General features: G+C 38.9%; 13 protein-coding genes and 1 pseudogene. 1 reads left to right on the top strand and 13 read right to left on the bottom strand.

The window, feature by feature from the left end:
- Together E4661_RS17465 and E4661_RS17460 are read right to left on the bottom strand one after the other, a co-directional pair.
- Window positions 1-361 (bottom strand): transposase (locus E4661_RS17465; protein WP_136468759.1); only part of this gene is annotated, 361 nt, incomplete at its 3' end.
- A gap of 25 nt (window positions 362-386) precedes the next feature.
- The gene (locus E4661_RS17460) at window positions 387-707 is read right to left on the bottom strand and encodes a hypothetical protein (protein WP_136468758.1); all 321 of its coding nucleotides are present in this window, start codon (window positions 705-707) and stop codon (window positions 387-389) included.
- 44 nt (window positions 708-751) lie between these two features.
- Here E4661_RS17460 and E4661_RS17455 point away from each other — a divergent pair, with 44 nt between their 5' ends.
- On the top strand, window positions 752-982 hold the full coding sequence (locus E4661_RS17455; protein WP_136468757.1) for a helix-turn-helix domain-containing protein: 231 nt from the start codon (window positions 752-754) through the stop codon (window positions 980-982).
- 220 nt (window positions 983-1202) lie between these two features.
- On the opposite strand, the pseudogene E4661_RS19690 reads toward E4661_RS17455, so the two are convergent.
- From E4661_RS19690 to E4661_RS17405, 11 genes and pseudogenes are all read right to left on the bottom strand, one after another.
- Window positions 1203-1386: pseudogene (locus E4661_RS19690) on the bottom strand (alpha-2-macroglobulin family protein); the annotation flags it as partial.
- 85 nt (window positions 1387-1471) lie between these two features.
- Window positions 1472-3250 carry a hypothetical protein gene (locus E4661_RS17450; protein ID WP_136468756.1) on the bottom strand — a complete coding sequence of 593 codons (1779 nt, stop codon included), beginning with the start codon at window positions 3248-3250 and terminating at the stop codon, window positions 1472-1474.
- 155 nt (window positions 3251-3405) lie between these two features.
- Window positions 3406-3729 carry a hypothetical protein gene (locus E4661_RS17445; protein ID WP_136468755.1) on the bottom strand — a complete coding sequence of 108 codons (324 nt, stop codon included), beginning with the start codon at window positions 3727-3729 and terminating at the stop codon, window positions 3406-3408.
- 12 nt (window positions 3730-3741) lie between these two features.
- Entirely contained in the window at window positions 3742-4215 is a 474-nt protein-coding gene (locus E4661_RS17440; RefSeq protein WP_136468754.1) for a hypothetical protein, read from the bottom strand.
- An 11-nt stretch (window positions 4216-4226) separates the two neighbouring features.
- Window positions 4227-4829 (bottom strand): N-acetylmuramoyl-L-alanine amidase, encoded by a 603-nt coding sequence (locus E4661_RS17435; RefSeq protein ID WP_136468753.1) that lies wholly within the window; start codon window positions 4827-4829, stop codon window positions 4227-4229.
- A 5-nt stretch (window positions 4830-4834) separates the two neighbouring features.
- Window positions 4835-5029 carry a hypothetical protein gene (locus tag E4661_RS17430; protein ID WP_136468752.1) on the bottom strand — a complete coding sequence of 65 codons (195 nt, stop codon included), beginning with the start codon at window positions 5027-5029 and terminating at the stop codon, window positions 4835-4837.
- 16 nt (window positions 5030-5045) lie between these two features.
- On the bottom strand, window positions 5046-5501 hold the full coding sequence (locus tag E4661_RS17425) for a BACON domain-containing protein (protein ID WP_136468751.1): 456 nt from the start codon (window positions 5499-5501) through the stop codon (window positions 5046-5048).
- Window positions 5501-7324: a pyocin knob domain-containing S74 family peptidase gene (locus tag E4661_RS17420; RefSeq protein ID WP_136468750.1), complete on the bottom strand. Its 1824-nt coding sequence runs from the start codon at window positions 7322-7324 to the stop codon at window positions 5501-5503. Before E4661_RS17420 ends, E4661_RS17425 begins: the two co-directional genes overlap by 1 nt.
- Before the next feature lie 28 nt (window positions 7325-7352).
- Complete coding sequence (locus tag E4661_RS17415; protein ID WP_136468749.1) at window positions 7353-8867, bottom strand: tail fiber domain-containing protein; 1515 nt, start codon at window positions 8865-8867, stop codon at window positions 7353-7355.
- Window positions 8868-8913: 46 nt separating this feature from the next.
- Window positions 8914-14937, bottom strand: a complete 6024-nt coding sequence (locus tag E4661_RS17410; protein ID WP_136468748.1) for an Ig-like domain-containing protein — start codon at window positions 14935-14937, stop codon at window positions 8914-8916.
- 13 nt (window positions 14938-14950) lie between these two features.
- Window positions 14951-21043 (bottom strand): hypothetical protein, encoded by a 6093-nt coding sequence (locus tag E4661_RS17405; RefSeq protein WP_136468747.1) that lies wholly within the window; start codon window positions 21041-21043, stop codon window positions 14951-14953.
- Window positions 21044-21188 lie beyond the last annotated feature (145 nt).

Raw genomic sequence — 21188 nt, 5'->3', positions numbered from 1 at the left:
ATAGGCTAAGGCTCACCGCCACACAGGCCCGCCTGATACTCAGTCCTTCCTCTTTGGCCAAGTATCCGACAGCTTCTCGCTTTTCGGCGGGCCTTAGAGCTTTTTTTTCGATAAGGTTCTTCAGCGCATTGTTCTCAAAGGCCAGATCGGCGTACATGCGCTTGAACTCCGCCAGTTCCGACTCCATCTCCTTCATCTTCTTGAGTTGGTTGACCCTCATGCCCCCATATTTTGCCTTCCAGTTGTAAAAAGTGGGTTGGCTGATACCATGCTCACGGCATATCTCCGCTACGGCCTTGCCATGTTCCTGTCCCGATAGTACCTTGATGATCTGTGTCTCGGTGAATCTGCTCTTTTTCATTCCCTCAAATTTAAAACGTTGAACTCTAATTTTCAACGCTCCTATTTATAGGGAGCCTTACAAATTCCCTGAGTTTGCGGCAAAGGTTATAATGTAACCTTAAATATAGACCTTCATTGATTTCTACTTTAATCGACCAAACATTCATATCGGCATCATATTTTCCATTGTCTTTAACCACCCTGTATACCATATAGTCAAAACATTTAGAATCGATAAGAGATTGGACAGATTCAGAAAAAAGCAGAGATGCTTCTTCATTCATGCAAAGAAAATAGGAAATGGCATCCATAGAACGGGTATACAAAATAAATAGAGGGATTACCAAATATAATAAATCACGCACTATACTGCGTAATTTATTATTAAGGATTTGCGCAAATTCCCTTCATGACAAAAGAGGAACTGTCCGAAAAGAGAAAATCTATTTCTAAACGTATCAAAGAACTACGGTTGGCTTCTGGATATACCAGTTATGAGACATTTGCCATTGACAAAGGCTTTTCTAGACGTGGTTATTGGAGCTTGGAGAACGGCGGCAATTTCACCATCAACACACTTCTAAAGATTACTGAAATCCACAATATTACACTTATCGAATTCTTTAAGGGTGTAGAATAAAATTCTTCATCAAACCCAAGCTGGAGAAAAACTTTTAAACTGCTTTTCCTTTACTCTAAAGGTTTTGTCTATTATATACACATATATTTATATAAATAAGTATTTAAATATATACATACTTATATATTGAATATTGACGTAAAAAAGTATATCCATGAGCGTGTGGGTATACCAATCAATTGTCAAATTTATTGAATTACCAGTCATTCCCTTTGGAATGTTAAGAGAACTCAGGGGCATACATGTTTTGCATAGTGAATATCCCAGTGGAAAAATCGCCACTGTTATTGACACGTAAACCATATTCAAGAACATAAGTCCCTTTCAAATAAACTGTCAAAGAAAAAATGTGTAGACACATCTTTTGTTGACTGATAGTACCCCAATCCATCTTGCCATTTATATTATAAATGGAAATCAGGTCCTTGAGATCAACATATTTCAAATTATTATTGAAAACTATCAATAGAAATAACAGCAATTGGCATATCAGGAAAGCATCTTTCTTTTTTCAAAATCCTTTTCCATAAGAACTATAATTTTTTGTGTAATCTTATTGGCAATATATTTTTTAATAAGCTTTAAGGTGTTCCGGAGCATCCAATTCTTTTTAAACTTATTATTTATCTCATATGTGATTATTTTGACAATCCGGTTCTTCATTTGAGATTTTATGCTCTCAAGGTAATTACGTTGAAGTCTGGGAAATTCTCCAATGGTATACTTAAAAGGGTTGGTATCTTGATTTTCTTTGTCAAAAAGGAGATTGATATCAGGGATAATTGGAAAATAAACCTTCTCTTTATTTTCACGCTTGAAAGCCCTTAAAGATTCTTTGTTCAACTCTTTAAATAATGGGTGCATATTATTTGCATCATATTCCAACATCAAAAATGCCCTTAAAAAATTGCGGGCATTGTTCCTTCCTAGAAAAAAGTCATGCTTTCTAAACTCTATATCCAAAAAACCTCCAAACCCTCCAAGTGCCGCGCAGGATAATGGTGGATGGTTTTTTAAAACACCCATTTTCTCCCATTTTATGGGAAAAACCAATAACCGAAGATAATCCCTATAAAAAGATCCCGAGTGCTTAACCCTCACCTGCTCTCTTAGAGTCGTGTATAACTTAGGAATCACGTCCCAAAAGCTTTTTTGAAACCTCTGGATAGAAAAAGAATCTTCAATGGGAATGAATTCATCTTGGTTATAAAAATTGGGAAAAGGGTCGATCATAACTGTACCGAACATCGGTAATTTAGAATTATAGGGCGGATTTAGTTCTTCGAGCACTTGCACTACTTCTGAATATGGCTCATTATTGATAGTCCCGCCATCCACATTTGTGAAGTCAAAATATTCTTCCTTTATTTCTATTTCAATTGCCCCGGCTCTCTCATTTTTTATTCCAAGGTTTCTAAGAATACTGTTCTTAATATACTCTTTGGATAATTTTCTTTCAAAGTGTCTCGGTGCCAGCCCAATAGGAAAAGCTCCGGTAGCTTTTGTACATAACTTTATCAATTCTTTGGATTCCAGGTCGTAAGGATCAAATTTTAGGAATATATCCTTGTCCTTCCCAACATTATATTTCAACTTAAAATGGGCCACAATCATATGTTCGTTCATACGATGACCTGGAGAATAAGGAAAATTGGCCGAGGTGAAGTTTTCAAAATTCAGTTCAAATGGCACTCCACGAAGACTACACAGCGTAACCAAAACCCTTAAATCTTCTGAAATATATGAGGGTAGTTCCCTTTTTTGGTCTTTAGGCACAAGATTATCAAAAACCTTGTCAGCTATCCGATCAATAGGTTGGGTGTTGAGCAAGGAGGGTATTCCATCTTTGTTATTCTCAAAATCATCGGTAAGTAACATTTTTTCAAAAGTTCCCATTTTAGGGCCTTCTTTCTTCGTATCATCATCGAGCAATACCCAGCTATCATAAAGTATATTACCTGTTTTTGTGTCTGATGGCTCTTTGACCGGTTCCATTTTCGAAAATGCTGAAAGTGCAGTAATTACTCCTACCATTCCCCCTGCGGATGCCCCTCCAAGAGCATCAATGCAAACATTGTGAAGGGGTATTTTTTTTTCAAAATCATTTAATGGTTGTTTTGCAACAATCTTGTTCCGAACGATTGTCTTTTGTTCTTCCCAAAGTTCTAGAACCTCAATAAGGTAATCCATGAAGCCAGCAGTATAGGCACCAGCGGATACGGCGCCAGCCATAGTGATTCCTAAGTGAAATGTGTTCCGGGTCTCCATTCAGCCCTTAAGTAATCATAATTTGTTTAGAATATCCTTTAAAACATCCAATAATCATTCTGTTTGCTTTAAAAACCTTATGCCTCTTAGTTAGTTGAATTTCATTGAAATTTTATAAAAAAATGGCGATACTTATTGAGATAAGTAATATGGAATCAAAAGATTATTCCTTTTACAATATCAACCACAGTTTTTATTACTTTATTCTTAAAGTGCCCCAAGCTTATCTTAGAAATTCCAACTTTCTCTAGCCCTTTCATGGCCAATAGATCTTTTTGGCTTTTCACCAACCATTGATATTCATCCATGCTTATATCTCCACTTGCAAGTAATTTTGTCCACCGCTCCAACTTATCTTTTGATGCATTTAAAAAATCTTCAATGTCTTTTTTTGTTTCTTTCTTGAAACCCCCATACTGGTCTCCTAAAACTTGTAAAAGGGATTCTTTAAGTTCCTTAAGTATTTTTTCAAAATCCATAATACCATTCGATTATTGGTTATCTAATATGATGTTCATAAGACTATTTTCCGATTTCTTATCTTTTTTCCCCTCGTACTGAATCAAGATATCCATAGCTTCCACTACTTGATTCTTGGATTCTTTCAAAAAAACTTGGGAGAATTTTCCTTTTTCTTTCCAATTTTTGAAAAACCCAGCTAAAAGATTTTTGTCATCATCTGAAAGTAGCTTCCACATCTGATAGGAAATTCCATTGTTAGGTTTGTCCTTCTCATAAACAGTAATTTTCTCTACATCAACAAATAAATCCGCTATTTCTTGGGAATGGTCTTGATAAGGTGTAATTGCCTTGTCCATCAATCGAGAAGCATCTACTTTAATTTCCACCGCCTTTTGATACGAATATTGATCAAAAGGGGCAGTCCTGATAGCCGCACAGGAATTAAACATAAATACTGCTAATCCTATTAGGGCAAATAATTTCAATGGTATACTATTCTTCATAATGGTCATATTTACAATTGGAATAATTTTTCTCTCACTTTTAATATTGCATTCATGTGATAATGGACAATCTTATCCCTGCCATCTTTGGTCATCAAGATATTTTTACACTCTTCCTCATTGTCCATAAAAAAGTTCTCCGTTAGAATCGCGGGCATCCTAGTTTTGGTCAAAACATAAAAACGGCGTTCTTTGTCCAAATCTCCATCGGAAAAATCTGTACGAAGTTTTCTATCCGGGAACACGTGTTTATACTCATTACCAAAAATGGTTGCTATTTTATCACTTTTCGTATCCCCAGGGGAAGTAAAGATTTCCGAACCATGACCACCACCCGCATTTGCATGTACGCTCAAATAAAAACTATTGTTCTTTGGATATAGGTTTGCCCTTTTGACACGAGTTTCCAATCGGACATCCCAATATTCAGGAGCAATATTGACATAAGAGATTTTATGTCTTGACAATTCCTGAATCAATCCATTCACAATGGCTCGGTTAAACTCTCCTTCAAAAAGTTGGGAGTTGTCATTCCAAATAGGACTTCTTTTTCCAAGGGTTTGATATTCTCCATTAATAAGTCCCCCATGACCGTTATCCAATAAAACAAGCATTTTTTTTACTGTTTTTCAATGTGTTGGTACTTCTCCATTACCTGTGCTGCAATAGCTTTAACATTCCCTATGGAGATATCACCTCCCTTATTTTCAACTTCTTTCAAAACCGTTAAAATCAAATCCAACGTTGGAACATCAAAATTCCCTCCTACCGTTCTTAATGCTGCTGAAAGCAACTCTAATTTTTGTATATCCATTTTCTTATTTTAAAAATTATGTGTTTTGTATGATGCTGACAGTACGCGATATATTTGTTACTCCTGAAGCTGTTGTTGTAATAGTTATGGTTGCAATTCTTTGAGACCCCGTATTATTGGGCTGAATATCCACTCCAAAGGTGCCCTCCCCGACTCCAAAATTGTTTAGCAGAAAAGCCCATGATTGATTGGATGAAACAGTCCAGGATGTATTACTATTTACATCAAAACCAGTAATTTGACCTGATGAAAAAACAACTTGGGAAAGTGGAGAAACCGTTAGTGTTGGAATGAATGTCGTTACTTCATCATATTTTCTAAAATTTCGCAATGAGTTTTTTGAGCCAGAATATGCTGGATCAAAACCACTTGCAGATGCTTCGGCAAAACATTCTACCAAATCATCCTGTGATCCTGAAATTTCATCTACAACATCTTGTAATGAAAAGCTATAATTATCAGGTACTGCCATTATATCAATTTTTCTATTAGTTTTTCCAATTTTTCAACCCTCGCTTCCAATTCAGCATTTTTTGCGACCAATAAATCCACATAAGCAACAGATTTATAACCCTCATCATTTGTTCTCACAAACTCTGGATGCTCTTTTTCCAATTCTTGAGCAATAACACCATATCTTTTTTCCTTTTCGTCTTTTAGGAGAAAAGTCTTCCATTTTGCATTAATTCTAGCTGGTTCAACATCTTGAACGTTACTTTTCAAACGTTCGTCGGAGGAAAGGATAAAATTAGAAGCGGTTATGGTGCTAGATCCTACTACTGTACCATTCTCATTTACTGTAAAAATCACATTACCCGTTCCCGTAGTATTATGACCAATCTGAAACTTTGCATCAGAATTGTTGTTATTGGAATCAATATTAATGCGTAAATGATGATATGAGTTTATTGTTATGTCGTCACCGTAAGTATCGCCATAAGTACTTCGTATCGAATGATGAGTATTAGTTCCATAGTTGTCTGCATCCCAAGTAAAAAATATCCCTGCAAACCTATACAGGTTGGAATGGACACCATTGATTACCCTTCCATGAATATCGTTAACTCCTTCAATGGTTCCATCTGTATGTAATCTCAGTATATCTGGATCATTGGTTCCGTGGATTGAAACATAATCTCCAAAGCCATTATCATCTGAAGGACATAAATGCAAGACTCCTTCATTTGTTTCTGAGTTTGATGTTTCATGCATAATATAACCCGGATCATTTGATGAAGGTCCTGCAGAGAAGTTTATATACCTTTTGTATGTTGTGGTATCTGAAAAAGTATCTGCAATATTTGAGGTTCCGGATTCAGAATAAATCCTAATTGATGTATCCTCTAACCTAAATTCATTAGCTCGAAGAAAAGATCCAAAAACACGAGTCCCATTAGCAAAATCACCTCCGTAGTTGATTGCCAAATAATTTCCGTCACTTGAAGAAAAACCCACAAAAGCCCTTTTTCCATTACTTCTTACATCCCGACCATGAAAACTCCATCGATTACTCCCATCTGATGCATCCAGAAATTGGTCTAGCCAATCATTTGTTCTTGCAAGTCGAATCCAACTACTCCAAGCACCATTATAATAACCCCTAAAAAACACCTCTGGACTACCATCGTTGTATGTGTAGTATTGCTGTGTTACTCCAGCAGATTTCTGTACCACCAATGAGCCCGCTTTTGCTTCAGGATAATTACTCCCACTTGCCGCATCTGCATTTGCACTTTGGTAATAAAATCCAGCCGTTTGATATGTGTTCAAGTCTTGACCCCCAGGAAGCTCAGACGCTGACAACGGAAACAAGTCGTTATCATTTCCCTCATGCCAAATATCATTATCATTTATCCTAAACACTCCATTAGAGTACATATGGATACTTTTCCAGTCTTTGTCTCCAGCTCCATTACCCCCAATTAACAATATATTGTTATTGTTGGTGTTCGGCTTAATAAATGTTGTCGTTGAATCACTAAAGGTCAAATTAGGAAGTTCCAAATCTCCCTGCATGGTATCTCCAGATTTGCTGACCTTACCATCCAATAAAGCCTGCAAACCAACAACTGTTGCGATTGGAATTGAATCGGGCAAACTCTTAACATCCAAAACCTCGGTTCCGCCAGATAACAATTGAAAGGTATAAGTCCCATCCCCATTATTAGTTATTCCGGTTACCGCATCCTCTTCCTCGATGTTCAAAAAGCTATCGATCAAATCGGAAAATTGCACCTCTGTTGGATAATCTCCTGTCTCAAAATAGGTCTTTAATGTCGTATTGTCTCTTTTCATATGTTGAAGTCTAATCGTTATTCAGAAACTATTTGTTTTCTACGTTTGCGAGCCTACTTTCCAACTCTGCGACTTTTGCCACCAGCAAATCAATATATCTCACCGACAGGTTTCCATCTTCATCATCATAAACAAATTCTGGATGATTATCTTGGAGATCTTGAGCAATGACCCCGTATCTTAATTCTCCAGGAGCAGCTTTCATTTCAAAGGTTTTCCATTTAGTACAAATCCTTGGCTGATTAAGGTCTTCTATTTTGGTCTTTTTCCTTTGATCTGATGACAATATAAAATTGTCGGCATACATATTCCCTCTTGCGTATATATGGCCATGCGATGCATTTAGAAAAATCCGGGCGTTACCATCAGCTGCTACATACATACCCCATCCACCTGGATTAGTTCCTAAGTCGGTTGAATTAAGAAAGGACGCTCCAGAGTTGGAGTAGCCAATCCCGTACATATTTCCAAGAGTAGCTCGATTTGGCAAATAACTAGTCCCAATAGTAAATATTGGGTTTGTATGTGTTCCCGAAGATGATGTATTGTGACTACCTACCAAATAACCTGAGTTAGCCAATTGCCTTATAAAATTCTCGGAAGTGGAATTTGTCAACACACCTCCATTAGGGCGAAACGCCCCATTAACCGTTAAGTCCGAATTAATAGTGCTGAGAGTTCTTCCAAAATTATGAGTGACTCTACCTCCCCAACCAGAAGACCAATTATCGGGAGAGCAATTTATTTGTAAACCTTCCTCAGCATTTACATAAACATATTCCCCTGTTTGTCCAGTAGCCTGACCAGCGGATTCCCCTGCATTTAAAACCAGTTGTTGGCCTGAATTTGTATCTATCCTATTGGTCTTTATCCTACTACCTACAGTAAGCACACCGCTCATGGTATCGTCGGTATCACTTCTCAAAAAGTTTGAGCCTTGTATCCCATCCAAGGTGTCAGCATCAAGACCAGAACCTGCGCCATCGTTACCGGCATGATACATCTTGTGTGTGGTTGCACCTGCGTCTGGTGAAAAGAAAATACCAGATGCCGATCCTGCCATTTTAGCAAAAACCAATTCATTACTGGCACCACCAGTATCTGTATCATTTGATCCAATACCTATCCTCCAATCTAATAAATCTCCATCTTGTTTGAGTCTAATACTAGGATGATCCCCTTCATTGTTATTATCAGTATCTGCCTGAACTGTTAGGACAGCATCTCCAGAAGTGCCTGAACTTACTGTAAGATTACCGTTGATCGTATCTCCAGATTTGCTGACCTTCCCATCCAATAATGCCTGTAAACCAACAATGGTGGCAATGGGAATTGAATCCGGGAGACTTTTGACATCCAGAACCTGAGTTCCTCCAGACAGCAATTGAAACGTATAGGTCCCGTTCCCATTGTCGGTTATTCCGGTTACCGCATCCTCTTCCTCGATGTTGAGAAAGCTATCAATCAAATCGGAAAATTGTACCTCTGTTGGGTAATCTCCCGTCTCAAAATAGGTTTTTAATGTCGTGTTATTTCTTTTCATGATATACTTTAATTATGTTTCAAAATGGAATACCTCAACAGTTCTATTATGCCAATGGCATGGTCAGCACTTTATCTTCTTGACTAATCAATCCCGCGGTATTTTCCACTACTATTTTAAAATGATGATATATCTCCTGATTATCTGAATTCTTTATGGGCAGAATATTGGTTCCCAAATCAGTAGTCTCAAGAGGAACGCTGATATTTTGGTCATTGGACTGAACTTCAAAAATCTTCAACCAATTTCCTTCATTATTTAATTTGTATAGATGATACTTCCCTTTATATATGGTCTTTTCCCAACTTAGCACAATATTGCCCAATTCCAATCCCCCATTGACCACGTCCCCCATAAAGGTGATTTGCGGAGCCAAAGGGTTTGTATTCTCCACGATTGCGGACACGATGAGTTTTGATGTTTCTGAAGGAACAAAATCGGTGATAACAACATTTGGATTATCCTTGTCCGCATACTCAATTTCCCTATATGCTAAGGCTCTATAATAGATGGGGTCTCCATAGGGCACTTCAGAAAGGTCTTCAAAACTGTCCGATATTTCCCAAATGTCGTTGCTTACCTGATCTGATATTTGCAAGTCGAGCTCTTTGACCTTGACCATACTCCTAACCGACAATGCATCCGCGGCTTTAAGGGTTCTATATAATGCAATCTTTTTAATGCTTTCTATATTGGGATACGCATTTATCTCTATCCTCATTTCAGGTATAATTCCCAAAAGTTTATTTTCCAAAATGGGAACAACCTTTTTTATTGATGGTGCAATTGGCGGATTGGTATTTATCAATTTAACAGGACCTAGAACAGGACTAAAATCTCCCATTTGCATTTTGTTGCCCAATTCTTTCACAGCATAGAAATAAAGATTGTTGGATGTGCCATCCAATCCAAAATCAGTAAACTGCACTTGGTTGACTGCTAAAGTTTTCGCCATTGGGGCTATGTCAAAATCAGGAGACTCTGGTGAAAGTAAAGCTCCATTCCCATCCCTTACCACCTGTTTTTTGGGGATAGGTCTATAACTTGAATCATTGATATAATCGTACAACAAAGGAATCTCGGTCAATGGGACAAAAATATTTTGTATAGCAACCTTAATGCGATCTACCATAGTCCCTGGGTCAATACTTCCAGGAGTTTCGCCTCCAGCAATATCAAACAATGAGTTATTATCTGGGTTTGGCAGTCTATAGCCCTCCACATTTTCTGGATAAATGGCAAACTGTCCATCTGTCTGATATGAATTTGATGGGTAATCGTAATCAAATCCAAGTAAATTTTGCCATCTGTTTGCCAAAAATGATGAATCAGAATCCTGAATTTCCTGCTTTACCTGTGCCACTGTCTCAGGTTTGTACAATATGTTTAGGATGGCATCATCATCCGCTCGGTAATACAATATCCCATGTGGTCTTTGCAAGAATTGGGTTGTGAGTGTATATGAGGCCTTTCCAAAACCATCAGGTCTAGTGGCATACAATGGTCCGATTGGAAGTTCAGGCTGCAATGGTTCAATCACCTCTTGTGCGAACATTACCGTTGGTACCGATATTTTTGAAAATTGGGTTCCAGAATTTCCTAAAGTCCTAAAACCAAAGCATGTATACTTTATTCCCTCTCCTTCACCTGGCAATACGGTATTTTCCGTGAGGCCCGAACCAATATCGGCATACAAATAAATACGATATCCCGGATAATAGTTGACTTGTATGTTCCCTGTTTGTATTGAATCATACGAGGGATCCGATGAAAAGCCATTGTCTATGAAATAGACTACCAAATTGTTTGCAGTTCCTATATTTTCAGTTTTAACTACTTCCAGGGTTCTTCGGTTTCCATTAACATCACCTGTTGTGTGTATCCGTATGATTCCTTTATGCCATTGCACAGGGTTTGCACCTGAACTTTGTGGATGGTTAGCCAATTGGGTAGATGAAAATGTAGCTTTATATAGCCCTTTGTGTTCCAAAATGGGTTGATTGCTTCCATCAAAACCAACCGTTTGAGAAACTTCCTCTACAACTGCATCGTCCCATATACCCCTTGATTTTTCCACAAACTCTTCTATAATGTCATCAGGCCCCCTTCTTTCGATAACTTCCCTATGCACACTCCAATTATCTCCAATTTGTACTTTTAATGAATGTGGGTTGGGAGTTCCCCAACTTGAAGCGTTCTGAAGGTTTTCAACAGCCATGAACATTCCATCCCCAAAAATCTTGGGGGCCTGTAATGGTTCGTTGGCATCTGGTTCCACAACCGTTCTTAGTTTATCCGAAATTTGTTTCTTGTAGACAGTAAAAACTATTCCATCATTAGGGTCATCTGTTACCTCATGGATAATATATTCGGTTTCTTCCAATACAAATACACCTCCTACAAAATTGGATAGGCTACCACTCGGCATCGCGGGTGTGATGGTTTCTCCTGTACTGTCCAATTGATAATCCCCAATTACTATTATGGATAAAATCTCATTGGATGGATGGTCTGTAACACTTATCGCTTTTCCAGTAATATTCAGGGGCAAATTATCTCTAAAATAAATCTCGACTTCATCTGCGTATAATTCCTGACTATCTGGAAAAATGGCATTAACATCCAAAGGATTTGTGACAGAACCCATATTCTCCGGATTTATCTCATAGTTCAACAATTCTTGACTTGTATTATAATCAAAAATTAGGCGAACCAACGTTTTGTCATCTCCGGAAATATTGGATAATAATTGTTGTTCATTTGCTGATGTAAGTACCAGTGGAGATTCTTCTACAATCAATAACGCATTCCTGTTACTTGGTGGAACAAGTGCTTGTTTAGGTACTATTGAGGTGGTAATATTCCATTGCACATTACTATATGCAGCTCTAGAAAACCAATTGATACCATAAGAGCCATAAACATGCTCCCCTGATTCTTTTTCACGGTGTACAAAAAGCGGCACTCCTTCGTCCGGAATTGGTAAAGGCAATGTTTCGTTATGTGCGGTCTCTCCTGAAGGGACCACGTTTTGATATGCATCCGTATTGGGCAATTCGGGTTTTCTCCAATTAGTTTCCCCTATACCCTTATATTCTATCCCAACAAAAACGGGTACGGTATTTTCGGATAGATTGAATTCTGAATTGGGACTATAAAATCCTTTATCTATGGATAAATCATCCTGTTCTTCGGCATACAAAGTAATATATCTCGATTTTCCATCTTGAGCATATCCGTCGTCATCGGTAATGGACGCTGGTGATTCCCCAACCCCGCTATTCGAAAAAAGGCCTGGAACAGGTTCTTTGAGGTCAATTGATTGAGGTAAACGTTCATCCGCTTTGGATGTTGGAATCGTAATATACCTATGTTCAGTGTCTTCTGCCACCAATTGCCCATTTTCCAATGTAACCTTGGTTTCGTACTCCGCCATGTACACAAATGAATCATTATTTTGGACAACACTGCCCACATCCAAATATCCCAATCCCAGCATGCGGGCAACATGAAAATCCAAAGAAGCCTGTTGTAATAGTGTAAGATTGCTAAGTTCAAAAGAGTTATCTGCTTCGGTAACTCCATCACCACTTAAATCTTCTCCAAAACCATAACTCTGTAAAGCACTTGGATTGTCTGCTGCATCACTTAAATTGACATAATCCTGTACGGTTTGCTTGATATTGCTCTGTGTTACAGGGTTCACCACATTCCATTTATCCTTGTAGTTTTGTACGTTCACAAAAGCATTTTCATTGTAGCGTTGCCATTGCCCATTTACCAAATCAGAAGATGGTTCTAGACGGGAGAAGACTTCACTATCAGTTGTAGATAGTGAAAAATCCCCTAAACTGGTCCAGCCGGCCCCGTATTCAATGTTTGCTGTAAGAACACTATAAAACTCCAAAGCAATACTGTTCATGCTACAATCTGTCAACCTAAAACGGAAACTACGCCCATTTTCCGTGACCATACGTGTATTGGAAAGTTCAGTAGTGCCTGTAAATGTTTTTCTACTGGTTATGCCCTTTTCTGCTGCAAATTTGTTTTCCTCTACGGATAATAGTTCGGTCTCAACAACAGGAGACGCTCCAGCAGACACATTAAAAGATACTGAAAAGAAGAGTTCATTTTTACTTTCCAATTCCAAAATTTCATTTCCATAGGCCGCCAAGAATTGAGTGTGTTGAGTCAAAGGGTTAATTGTGCTCTTTATGGTATTATATTGCCCTTTATTTCTGAAATATAGATAGACTTTAATCCCATTTACCAGATAAACCCATATCGCATTGCGATCATCTATCACGGAAGGAGACTGGGTCAAATCAAAAGTTGTATTGGATTCAACATAAGGGGCGCGGTATATCTTTACAAAATCATCGGGTTTGTTATAGTTGACCGTCGTTGAGGCCAGGTTACCCTTAGGTAAATGTTTTGCCAAATCTTTTTTAAGTAGCCATCTTAAATGAATTCCAGCTGCACTACCATCATTTCCGGTTGAGCCTGCTGATTGGAGATACAGGTGCGGAGATTGTACAATCTTGGGAATTACCGCTTCAAAAACCACTTGAACGGTGCTTGTGGCTGCTTTCCCATCTACGGTAAATGATAAAGTCGCTGTTTCTGCCGTATTGGACGAAGTAAGATTCGCCGTATAAGTTCCATTGTTATTATCCGTGACCGTAGAAATTGAGCCCGCATTGGTATTGATCACCACCGTATCTCCTCCCTCAGAAAGATTTGCCCCCAAAAAATCCTTCAACTGAACTGTGATCGAGGAGGTTGATGTCCCATCTGCATCAATAGTATTGGGTAAGGCAGTAATGGTACTTGTTGCTACATCATAAGTTTGCGGACATAGCTGATTTATCTTCGTTGAAGTAACCAAACTGACTTGTGCGGAAAATAAAGGGGAAGTTGCAATATGGTCTTCAAGTGTATACGCTGGGAATACTGTCCACCCACCATCTTCATCAACCATTGAATCGCTAAAAGAAGTAAATGGAATACAACTGGACGTTCCATCTGTTTGGCTTTTTAAGACCCTATACTTAAGACCCCCAGATGTATCTTTAAATGTCGTGACAAGGAAATCTTGAAATGCATTGAACCAGATTACTTCACTGAAACCATCTGTTTTTTTGATCCATTCTATACCAAGATTTTCATTTAACCGGTAGATTATTGCCTCACCAGGGTTTGGCGGAGATTCGCTTTTCTCTCCAATTAAATATATTTTGTTGTTGGCAATGTACAATTGGTTAGCGGTATTGTCATAGCTATAACCATTATTGAACCTTTTTACAATTAAAGGGCCTGCATCATTACTATTGACATCATTGGTATCATATATGATCAACCCAACATTTTGTGAAACGTCCCTAAAACCAATTATCAGCTTATCATTTATTCTGCCCAAACGCATTTCCGCATTTATGTTCCTCGGCTCAAAACCTGAAATCGCATGAAATCTATAGGTATGGAGAACATTCAGATTCCCATCAAGAATGGCAATATTACCTAAATTAGGATCATTGTAAAGGACATAAATAAGTCCATTGTAGACTTCAATACCTCTAACTATATCGTATGTTGACCCAGTTATTTTTCTACGCTTGTTTTTAATAATATTCCCATCATCATCGATAATCAGAATATGTTCATATGCTCGTACAACAAATTGATTATTGGAATATGGCTCTATAAGCCCATCTGGACCACCAAGATAACCTATCGTTATATCATAATATTTTTCCCACATCAAGACCCCATCTTGTGTAATCTTTGCTAGGAACAGTTTATGCTCTGAATCATAAAACCGGCCAGATAAAATAATCTGATTTGTGGTATGGGATTCAATGACATAATCTATATTAGGGCCTCCAGAGCCACCAGATGTATAGTCGAATTTAGCCTCCCAAACAATATTTGCATTTAAATCTGTTTTTAAAATACTTCCACTGTCACTTCTCCAATACAAAAAATTGTTAATCCTATTCAAAAGGACAACCGCTAAGGAGTTGTCACCAACCGTACCCCTAAAATCTTTTAAGAAAAACTCATCTTCCATTCTATTATTTTCTTTATGAGTTGACGTTTATATTTTCTACCAATACCGTGTCTTGCTCGGCATAATCATTTCCATCCCACAGCAAGTATTTAAATCGGATTCGCAGCGCTGTATTGGTAATCTTTTTATTGTTGCGCATTACTAATACCTGTGCATAATCCTTGGAAAACAACATGTGGTAATTGTTGTCAGGATCATCGTTGGCATTGTTCAATATTTTAATGGTTTCCCCAATTTCATTCTCAGGAATTTTGGGATCGTTGAACGGTTCTGGATTTCGAATTAACAATGCGATAGTATCCCCTGTATTTTGATCCACAATGGCATTAAATTCTGTACTTATGGCCGGTTCCATAGGAGATATGCCAAAAACACCCTCCATCACCCTATCAAAATAATCCATATACCTATCTTCCAGTGCTTGGGCTGCAGCATCTGGAGTTCCGTTAATAAGGCTATAAGCCGAGTCAATTTGGGCAGTTGACAGACCCAATCCCATTTTAAAAATGGCTTCCTTCTGGTTACCATTGCCATCACTCAACAAATAACTGTTTACTTGTTCCGTAAAATTGGTATAACGGGATGTTTGGAAGCTATAATTATGTACTTCTTGCAAGCTTCCCTGATACACATTGTACACTAGTGCCTTGTACAGTTTTTGCGGCCTTAAGTTAGTAAGCACCATAGTTCTCATCTTACTTTTAGGACGTATAGGCTCTCCTCCCGTCAGTAGGCAGCTAAAGTTGGTATCTTGTGCTGAGACCAAATTGTTCCAATGTTTAAGATAGTTTGGCATCAACGCCTGGTTATCATCATCCCATGTTTCAACCCCTCCTGGAATAGCTGTCTCATCAAAACCTTGTGGCAAAGGATAGGGTATCAATGTGTCATTTACAGGATCTTTTATCATTATTTTCATTTCGGAATCCAATTGCGGAAAACCTGATGCAAAAGCCGGCCATGTATTGAACATGTGATATGATTGAGGTTTTACAAAGAATAACTGTAGTTTTGCCTCACCATTACTGTAGAAAAGAGGTTTGGAACTTAGTAGATTACCGTCCGCATTTGGATAAGATCTATTGTAATCGATATACTTCCTTAGATTAGTCAAAGGATATTTATCAGGAGCCAATAACTTTCCACCAGAATCTCTTTCATCTCCATAATCAACTCCCGTGGCATTATGATAATGGCCTATCGGGCCAGCCGTTCTAAATCCATAATAATAATGATAATCCCCTGCCGTGCTGTTTGAATCGTTATCGACTGTATCTTTCAATTTCAAATGGAGATAGTATTTAGTATCGGGCCTCCAAATAGGAGCAATCACACCTTTAACCGCATCTTCTGCTAATTGATAGTCTTCTTGTATTGCTGCTTGCGATGGGATGTTCTGGTTAAACTCATAATCTACTTCAGATAGCCAGCATACCTCATGAACCTTTGTTGTGCAATTTGTATATTGATTTAAATTGTTCAATACAATATCTCTTGCTCCGATGCAAAAAGTACTCCCTATTTGCATTTGTCCGAGACCCCCTGAAAGCACTCCTCCTGGCACGTGTTGAATACATCCTGTTTTGAGCAAATCAATAATCTCCTGTTTTTTAGCTTCCACTTCACTTACATTCAAATAATCTGTTAGTTCGATTACTCCTCCACCCCCATTTATGGCTTGCCCAAATGCCGCATCGTTAAAAGCTTGAAGCTCTTCATTCAAAGCGTCAATGGCATCTATATTCAAAAAATCTGGAGTAATTATCACCCTGCTTATGCTATCAGTCGAATTTTCATATATTACTTCAGATTGAAGCTGTGCACTCGTTAAGTGCTGCTTGGAAACCAACTCGTACTCCGGTTCAAACTTAATATCATCTATCGTGGATTTATAATACTTTATGGTTACGCCTTCCCCTGCCGTAGATAATTTCAATGTTACTTTTTTGGAAGGGTTTGGAAGGCGTAATTCCATATCCATGTAGTTATAGAATTCTATCGATTTTGCATAACCAAAAGAGTTGCTTTCAGTTGTAATTTTAGCTCTGAAGTTTTCCAAAAAGTCTTCAACTGAAAGTAATCCGATAACTTTAAAAGACAACCTTCCCACAGAGTAGAAGTTATTTGTGTTGAGCTCGTAACTTGCATTCTCAGATTTTTTCAGCCAATTGGCGCATTCAGGTTCCAGAGCTGTGGTTTGACAAAATAAGGATGCTGCCGTAATACCTAATCTTTCAGGAACATACCAACCTGGCTCTCCCAATTGGGTAAACGAAAAAGGATTGTCACCCAAAATACGGACGGCATTGTACTCTTTTCCGGTCTTTTGCCAGTGCCCCAATTTCAGGTTACTAGCTGTCACACCTCCATCTACTGCATCGGGCAAAAGAGCCTCGTATGGGTTATAATCTACCCAAGCACTTCCGCTCCATGCTTTTATCTCTATTTCTTCTACGGAATATTCATGTTTTACCTGCCTTAATTCCCTCCCCCTAACGGTTTTTTGGGGTGGAATTAGCTCCACATAGTTTTTAGGCGCATTGTTTACACCACCTGTTATACCGGCAACCGGGTTGGGATTCATAGATTTATCAAATTTGATATCTATGTAGGTATCCAATGGAAGAACCGTATTGTTAAACTTGTTATTGTTGGCGGAAGGAACATAATTTGGGTCCGTAATATTGGTGTTCAGTTGCACTAGGTCAAATGAGTCTCCAGTTAACATATGCACTCCTTTGGCCAATTCTAGCACTTTTTCTGCAGCGATAGGTGGCACTGGTGTTCTATCTACATTCCTGGATTTTTCCCATTTCAATTCAATTGGACCACAGAACTTAATTTTAACAAATAATATCCTAACCTTAATACATAACCTAAACTTTCCATAAATCAGGAATGGTTTTGCCGCCTCTACACCGAAGATCAAATCAAGGGCCACAGAAGCACTGAGTATTTTTATATCCACCGAAGCTTCTCCCCCTGCTGCCAAATAAGCCCCTAATTGCGGTCTCTCAAAACTAATGTACCCCCCAACTTCAACATAAACATAGGCTCTTACCCTAACAGGCCCAAACTTTTTGTTAAAATCAAATTCGCCTCTGGCACCTGTCTCAATACCTCTTGCTGAAAGTTGCAGATACGCCTGCGCCATAAAAAGAGTTAGCAACCTTGCCGAGACCGGCTCTTGCTTTGTCCCAAAATTCACATACCATCCTGAAGGATTATTGAAGAAGAAACCAGCCTCTACCTTAGCCTGTAAGTCCAATATCCATCCATTGCTCCTTGGAACTTTAAAATCTGCACCCAATCCAGCTTCCACAGAATCATCACCAATGGCCAAAAAGGCAAAAAATGGTGGTTCATCGGTATCATCCAGTTCCAGACGTTTACTCAGGATGCTTGCCTTGCCTTCTATGAAGAATAGACTGGGAATAGAAAGCAACATAAAAACTCGAAACGAAATGATACTATCGTTACCGTAAGTAGCGATTGATGCTCCTGCACCGATTGATACCGGGTCTTTGTAATCTTGCGTTTGTTCTGGGCCACTGAACTTGTCTATGTTGATTCCCCGTTCTGGGTATACGTAGTAATCGTACCAACTGTCCTCTCCAGAGGTGAGTCCAATTGCTTCTTTTTCTGCCACATATCTATACCCAAAAAGGCCTCGAAAACCAAAAACGCCCAATCCTGTTGAAGCCAAAGGTATAGGTACCGGAATCTCTACATTGGCATCAACAATAAAAGCAGGGTATTTCGGTTGGAGGCGCATTTCTGCACTACCACTGATTCCCAATTTAGGCAGTTTTACGGAAATACCACCAGCATATTCTGAAGAAACACCTGGTTCCGGGATTGATAGATAACCATTTATTATCGCTGTTGCGGTGCTAGGTGATGCATTGCCCGGAATAATGATATCCACCTCTATGGTACTGATACGGATATATGAATGATGTGGCTTTCCGTTGGCGACATCATCATCCACAGTATAGTAATAGCGGATTCCATCTCCACGGACATCCACTCCTAATGGGTCTAAGTTGAGCGCTCCGTCAAAACCCCAACATTTGTACTCTCTTAACACCCCATTATGCTCTTGCTGGTGCGATGTATAATTGAGATTGGTAATACTCATTTTTGCAGGCCCCAAACAAATACCAAAATTGGTTGGCAAGGGGATGGAGCCCCCAACAATTTCAAAACTACCATTGCTATAAATTCGCATAGCCGGCAATGCAATACGCACATTGTCCCCTCCACCATCGTTGCAAAGCAGTTTGTTCATTACCGGATTAGTAAATTCCAATTCGGCCGTTGTGCCAATAAAAAAATCATCATCCTCTTTCCCTAACTCCACCCCTTGGATGTATAACTTCAATACCTCAGGTATTTCTATAGGTGCAAAGCCATCTTGCTCCGAAGCAGTGAGCAAAAAGTCCCCATCAGAATCCAAATGGCCTTTTATATCTATTTCAGCATCATTGCCGTTGGCATCTTTAAGGCGCGGTATTTTTAAACCTCCCAAAATATTGGAATCAACAACCTCACCTTGTTTAAAGGTAATGTCGAAGGCCGTGAACCAAACTTCAAAGCCATTTTGTCCTATACGTTTGGTTAAGCGAGGCATATTTAGTTCATCATTGGAATCATATAGCGTATTGAGATAATTATAGTATTCAAGTGGCTTTTCATACGTTATAGTACTTCCCCCAACCGGTGTCAAACTTATGGGAAACACCAACTGACTGGCTTGTTCTGTTTCCAATTGTATTTTTAACGCAGCATGATCTGCAATATCGGTAATCACCAAATCACCATTGACATCCCTATGCGTGGTTTGTATTGGATATTCAAAAGCAAAATAATCCGTGTAATAATTGGTGATGGTACCATTTGCATTTCTAAACGTTTGTGTTTCCAAAGCAATAGTCCCTGACAGCCCTCCTGTTCCTATGAGTAAATCGTAAGCAGCGATTTTTGCAGTAACACCCCCTACTACCGAATCATCATTAAACCACTGTTTTGGCAATGTGATAGCTGCATATTGTGCATACACTCCCCTAAAGCTTTGTGGACGACCATCTATATCAGCTTCAATTATATTCTGGTTTTCACTTAAATCCACCTTTAAACGGTCTACCTCAAGAATCAAACCTGTATTACCAATCATTGCAGGAGAGGTGCTCGTCAACGCTATATCCAATGTATAACCTACTCCCTCATCGGAACTCACATAGAACAATGCTTCACCAAAGCGAAAACCTGCTCTGGGTTCTCCCGTAGCCTCATCCAGCACCGGTAACACATCTAAACTTACCGGATCCACAGGTTGTAAAATTTTACGTGGAAAATCTATCCCTGCCGATAACGCCAAGGTGGCTTTAAACTTGGGAAGCATCAAATTTCGCAGGTACGCTTCAACGTCTTCCGTGGGCAAGAGTACTTCAAAAAAAGCGTTCAGCTTAACTTTTGTTTCATCCAAATCCCCAACGTTGAGCATATAATTCTCAAAAACGGCTTTTGTCGGGCTTTTACCTAAATCTTGCTCTATCGCCGTTAACAGTTCGGGCATGGGATTAAATCCTGTTGGCTCTGAAATGGACAGCCCCAAATCCGTAATAAATTGTTGCACCAAACTGGTATTGGCATCTGCAGGAGTGGTGAACGTATTTATGGCATTGGCCACCACTTGTGATTCTGAAATCTTCAACACCTGAAGTCCCAAGTCATACAATGCCTCTGGAGAAAATGAAAAACCTTCAACATCAAAAGAACGCAGATAGGCCAAAATGGGCCATTCGTATTCTACTGTGATCGGGAACGAGGAAATGGTACTATCTGATGCATCTGGATTCAGCGACAGAAAAATACCTGTCCCAGGAATCTCCAGATCCATTCTGTTTTTAGAGACGATACGAAGACTGTAATAGGCCTTGTCCCCATATATACTTTTTGAGTACTGTAGGTCTTTATAATGAATATTATCCAACAGTCCTGCCAAGCCTTCCTTTAAGAAACCTAATAGGTCTGGCAGCTCCTCTGCATTTATGACCATCGAGAGCGAAGGGTAGTAACGGGATGTTATGGCAACTTCTGGCATACTTTATATTATTTATGGGTTGTTCCCAACAACATTCTGAAATAAACGATGTTGTTCCTGCTTGCTAAGCTGTGCTATGAACACAACCTTATGTGTTACTAAAATTACAGTATGATTCAACACACCCCCGATGGCTTTTCCATCG

It is taken from the genome of Flagellimonas onchidii (assembly GCF_004804315.1).
In the GTDB taxonomy this organism is placed as follows: domain Bacteria; phylum Bacteroidota; class Bacteroidia; order Flavobacteriales; family Flavobacteriaceae; genus Flagellimonas; species Flagellimonas onchidii.
The sequence above is the reverse complement of the archived record's forward strand: the minus strand, read 5'-3'. Positions and strand labels throughout refer to the sequence as shown.

Bases quoted from the DNA above. Each gene is read 5' to 3' on its own strand.
- E4661_RS17455 (WP_136468757.1), top strand. From the start codon at position 752: ATGACAAAAGAGGAACTGTCCGAAAAGAGAAAATCTATTTCTAAACGT.
- E4661_RS17450 (WP_136468756.1), bottom strand. From the start codon at position 3,250: ATGGAGACCCGGAACACATTTCACTTAGGAATCACTATGGCTGGCGCC.
- E4661_RS17445 (WP_136468755.1), bottom strand. From the start codon at position 3,729: ATGGATTTTGAAAAAATACTTAAGGAACTTAAAGAATCCCTTTTACAA.
- E4661_RS17440 (WP_136468754.1), bottom strand. From the start codon at position 4,215: ATGAAGAATAGTATACCATTGAAATTATTTGCCCTAATAGGATTAGCA.
- E4661_RS17435 (WP_136468753.1), bottom strand. From the start codon at position 4,829: ATGCTTGTTTTATTGGATAACGGTCATGGGGGACTTATTAATGGAGAA.
- E4661_RS17430 (WP_136468752.1), bottom strand. From the start codon at position 5,029: ATGGATATACAAAAATTAGAGTTGCTTTCAGCAGCATTAAGAACGGTA.
- E4661_RS17425 (WP_136468751.1), bottom strand. From the start codon at position 5,501: ATGGCAGTACCTGATAATTATAGCTTTTCATTACAAGATGTTGTAGAT.
- E4661_RS17420 (WP_136468750.1), bottom strand. From the start codon at position 7,324: ATGAAAAGAGACAATACGACATTAAAGACCTATTTTGAGACAGGAGAT.
- E4661_RS17415 (WP_136468749.1), bottom strand. From the start codon at position 8,867: ATGAAAAGAAATAACACGACATTAAAAACCTATTTTGAGACGGGAGAT.
- E4661_RS17410 (WP_136468748.1), bottom strand. From the start codon at position 14,937: ATGGAAGATGAGTTTTTCTTAAAAGATTTTAGGGGTACGGTTGGTGAC.
- E4661_RS17405 (WP_136468747.1), bottom strand. From the start codon at position 21,043: ATGCCAGAAGTTGCCATAACATCCCGTTACTACCCTTCGCTCTCGATG.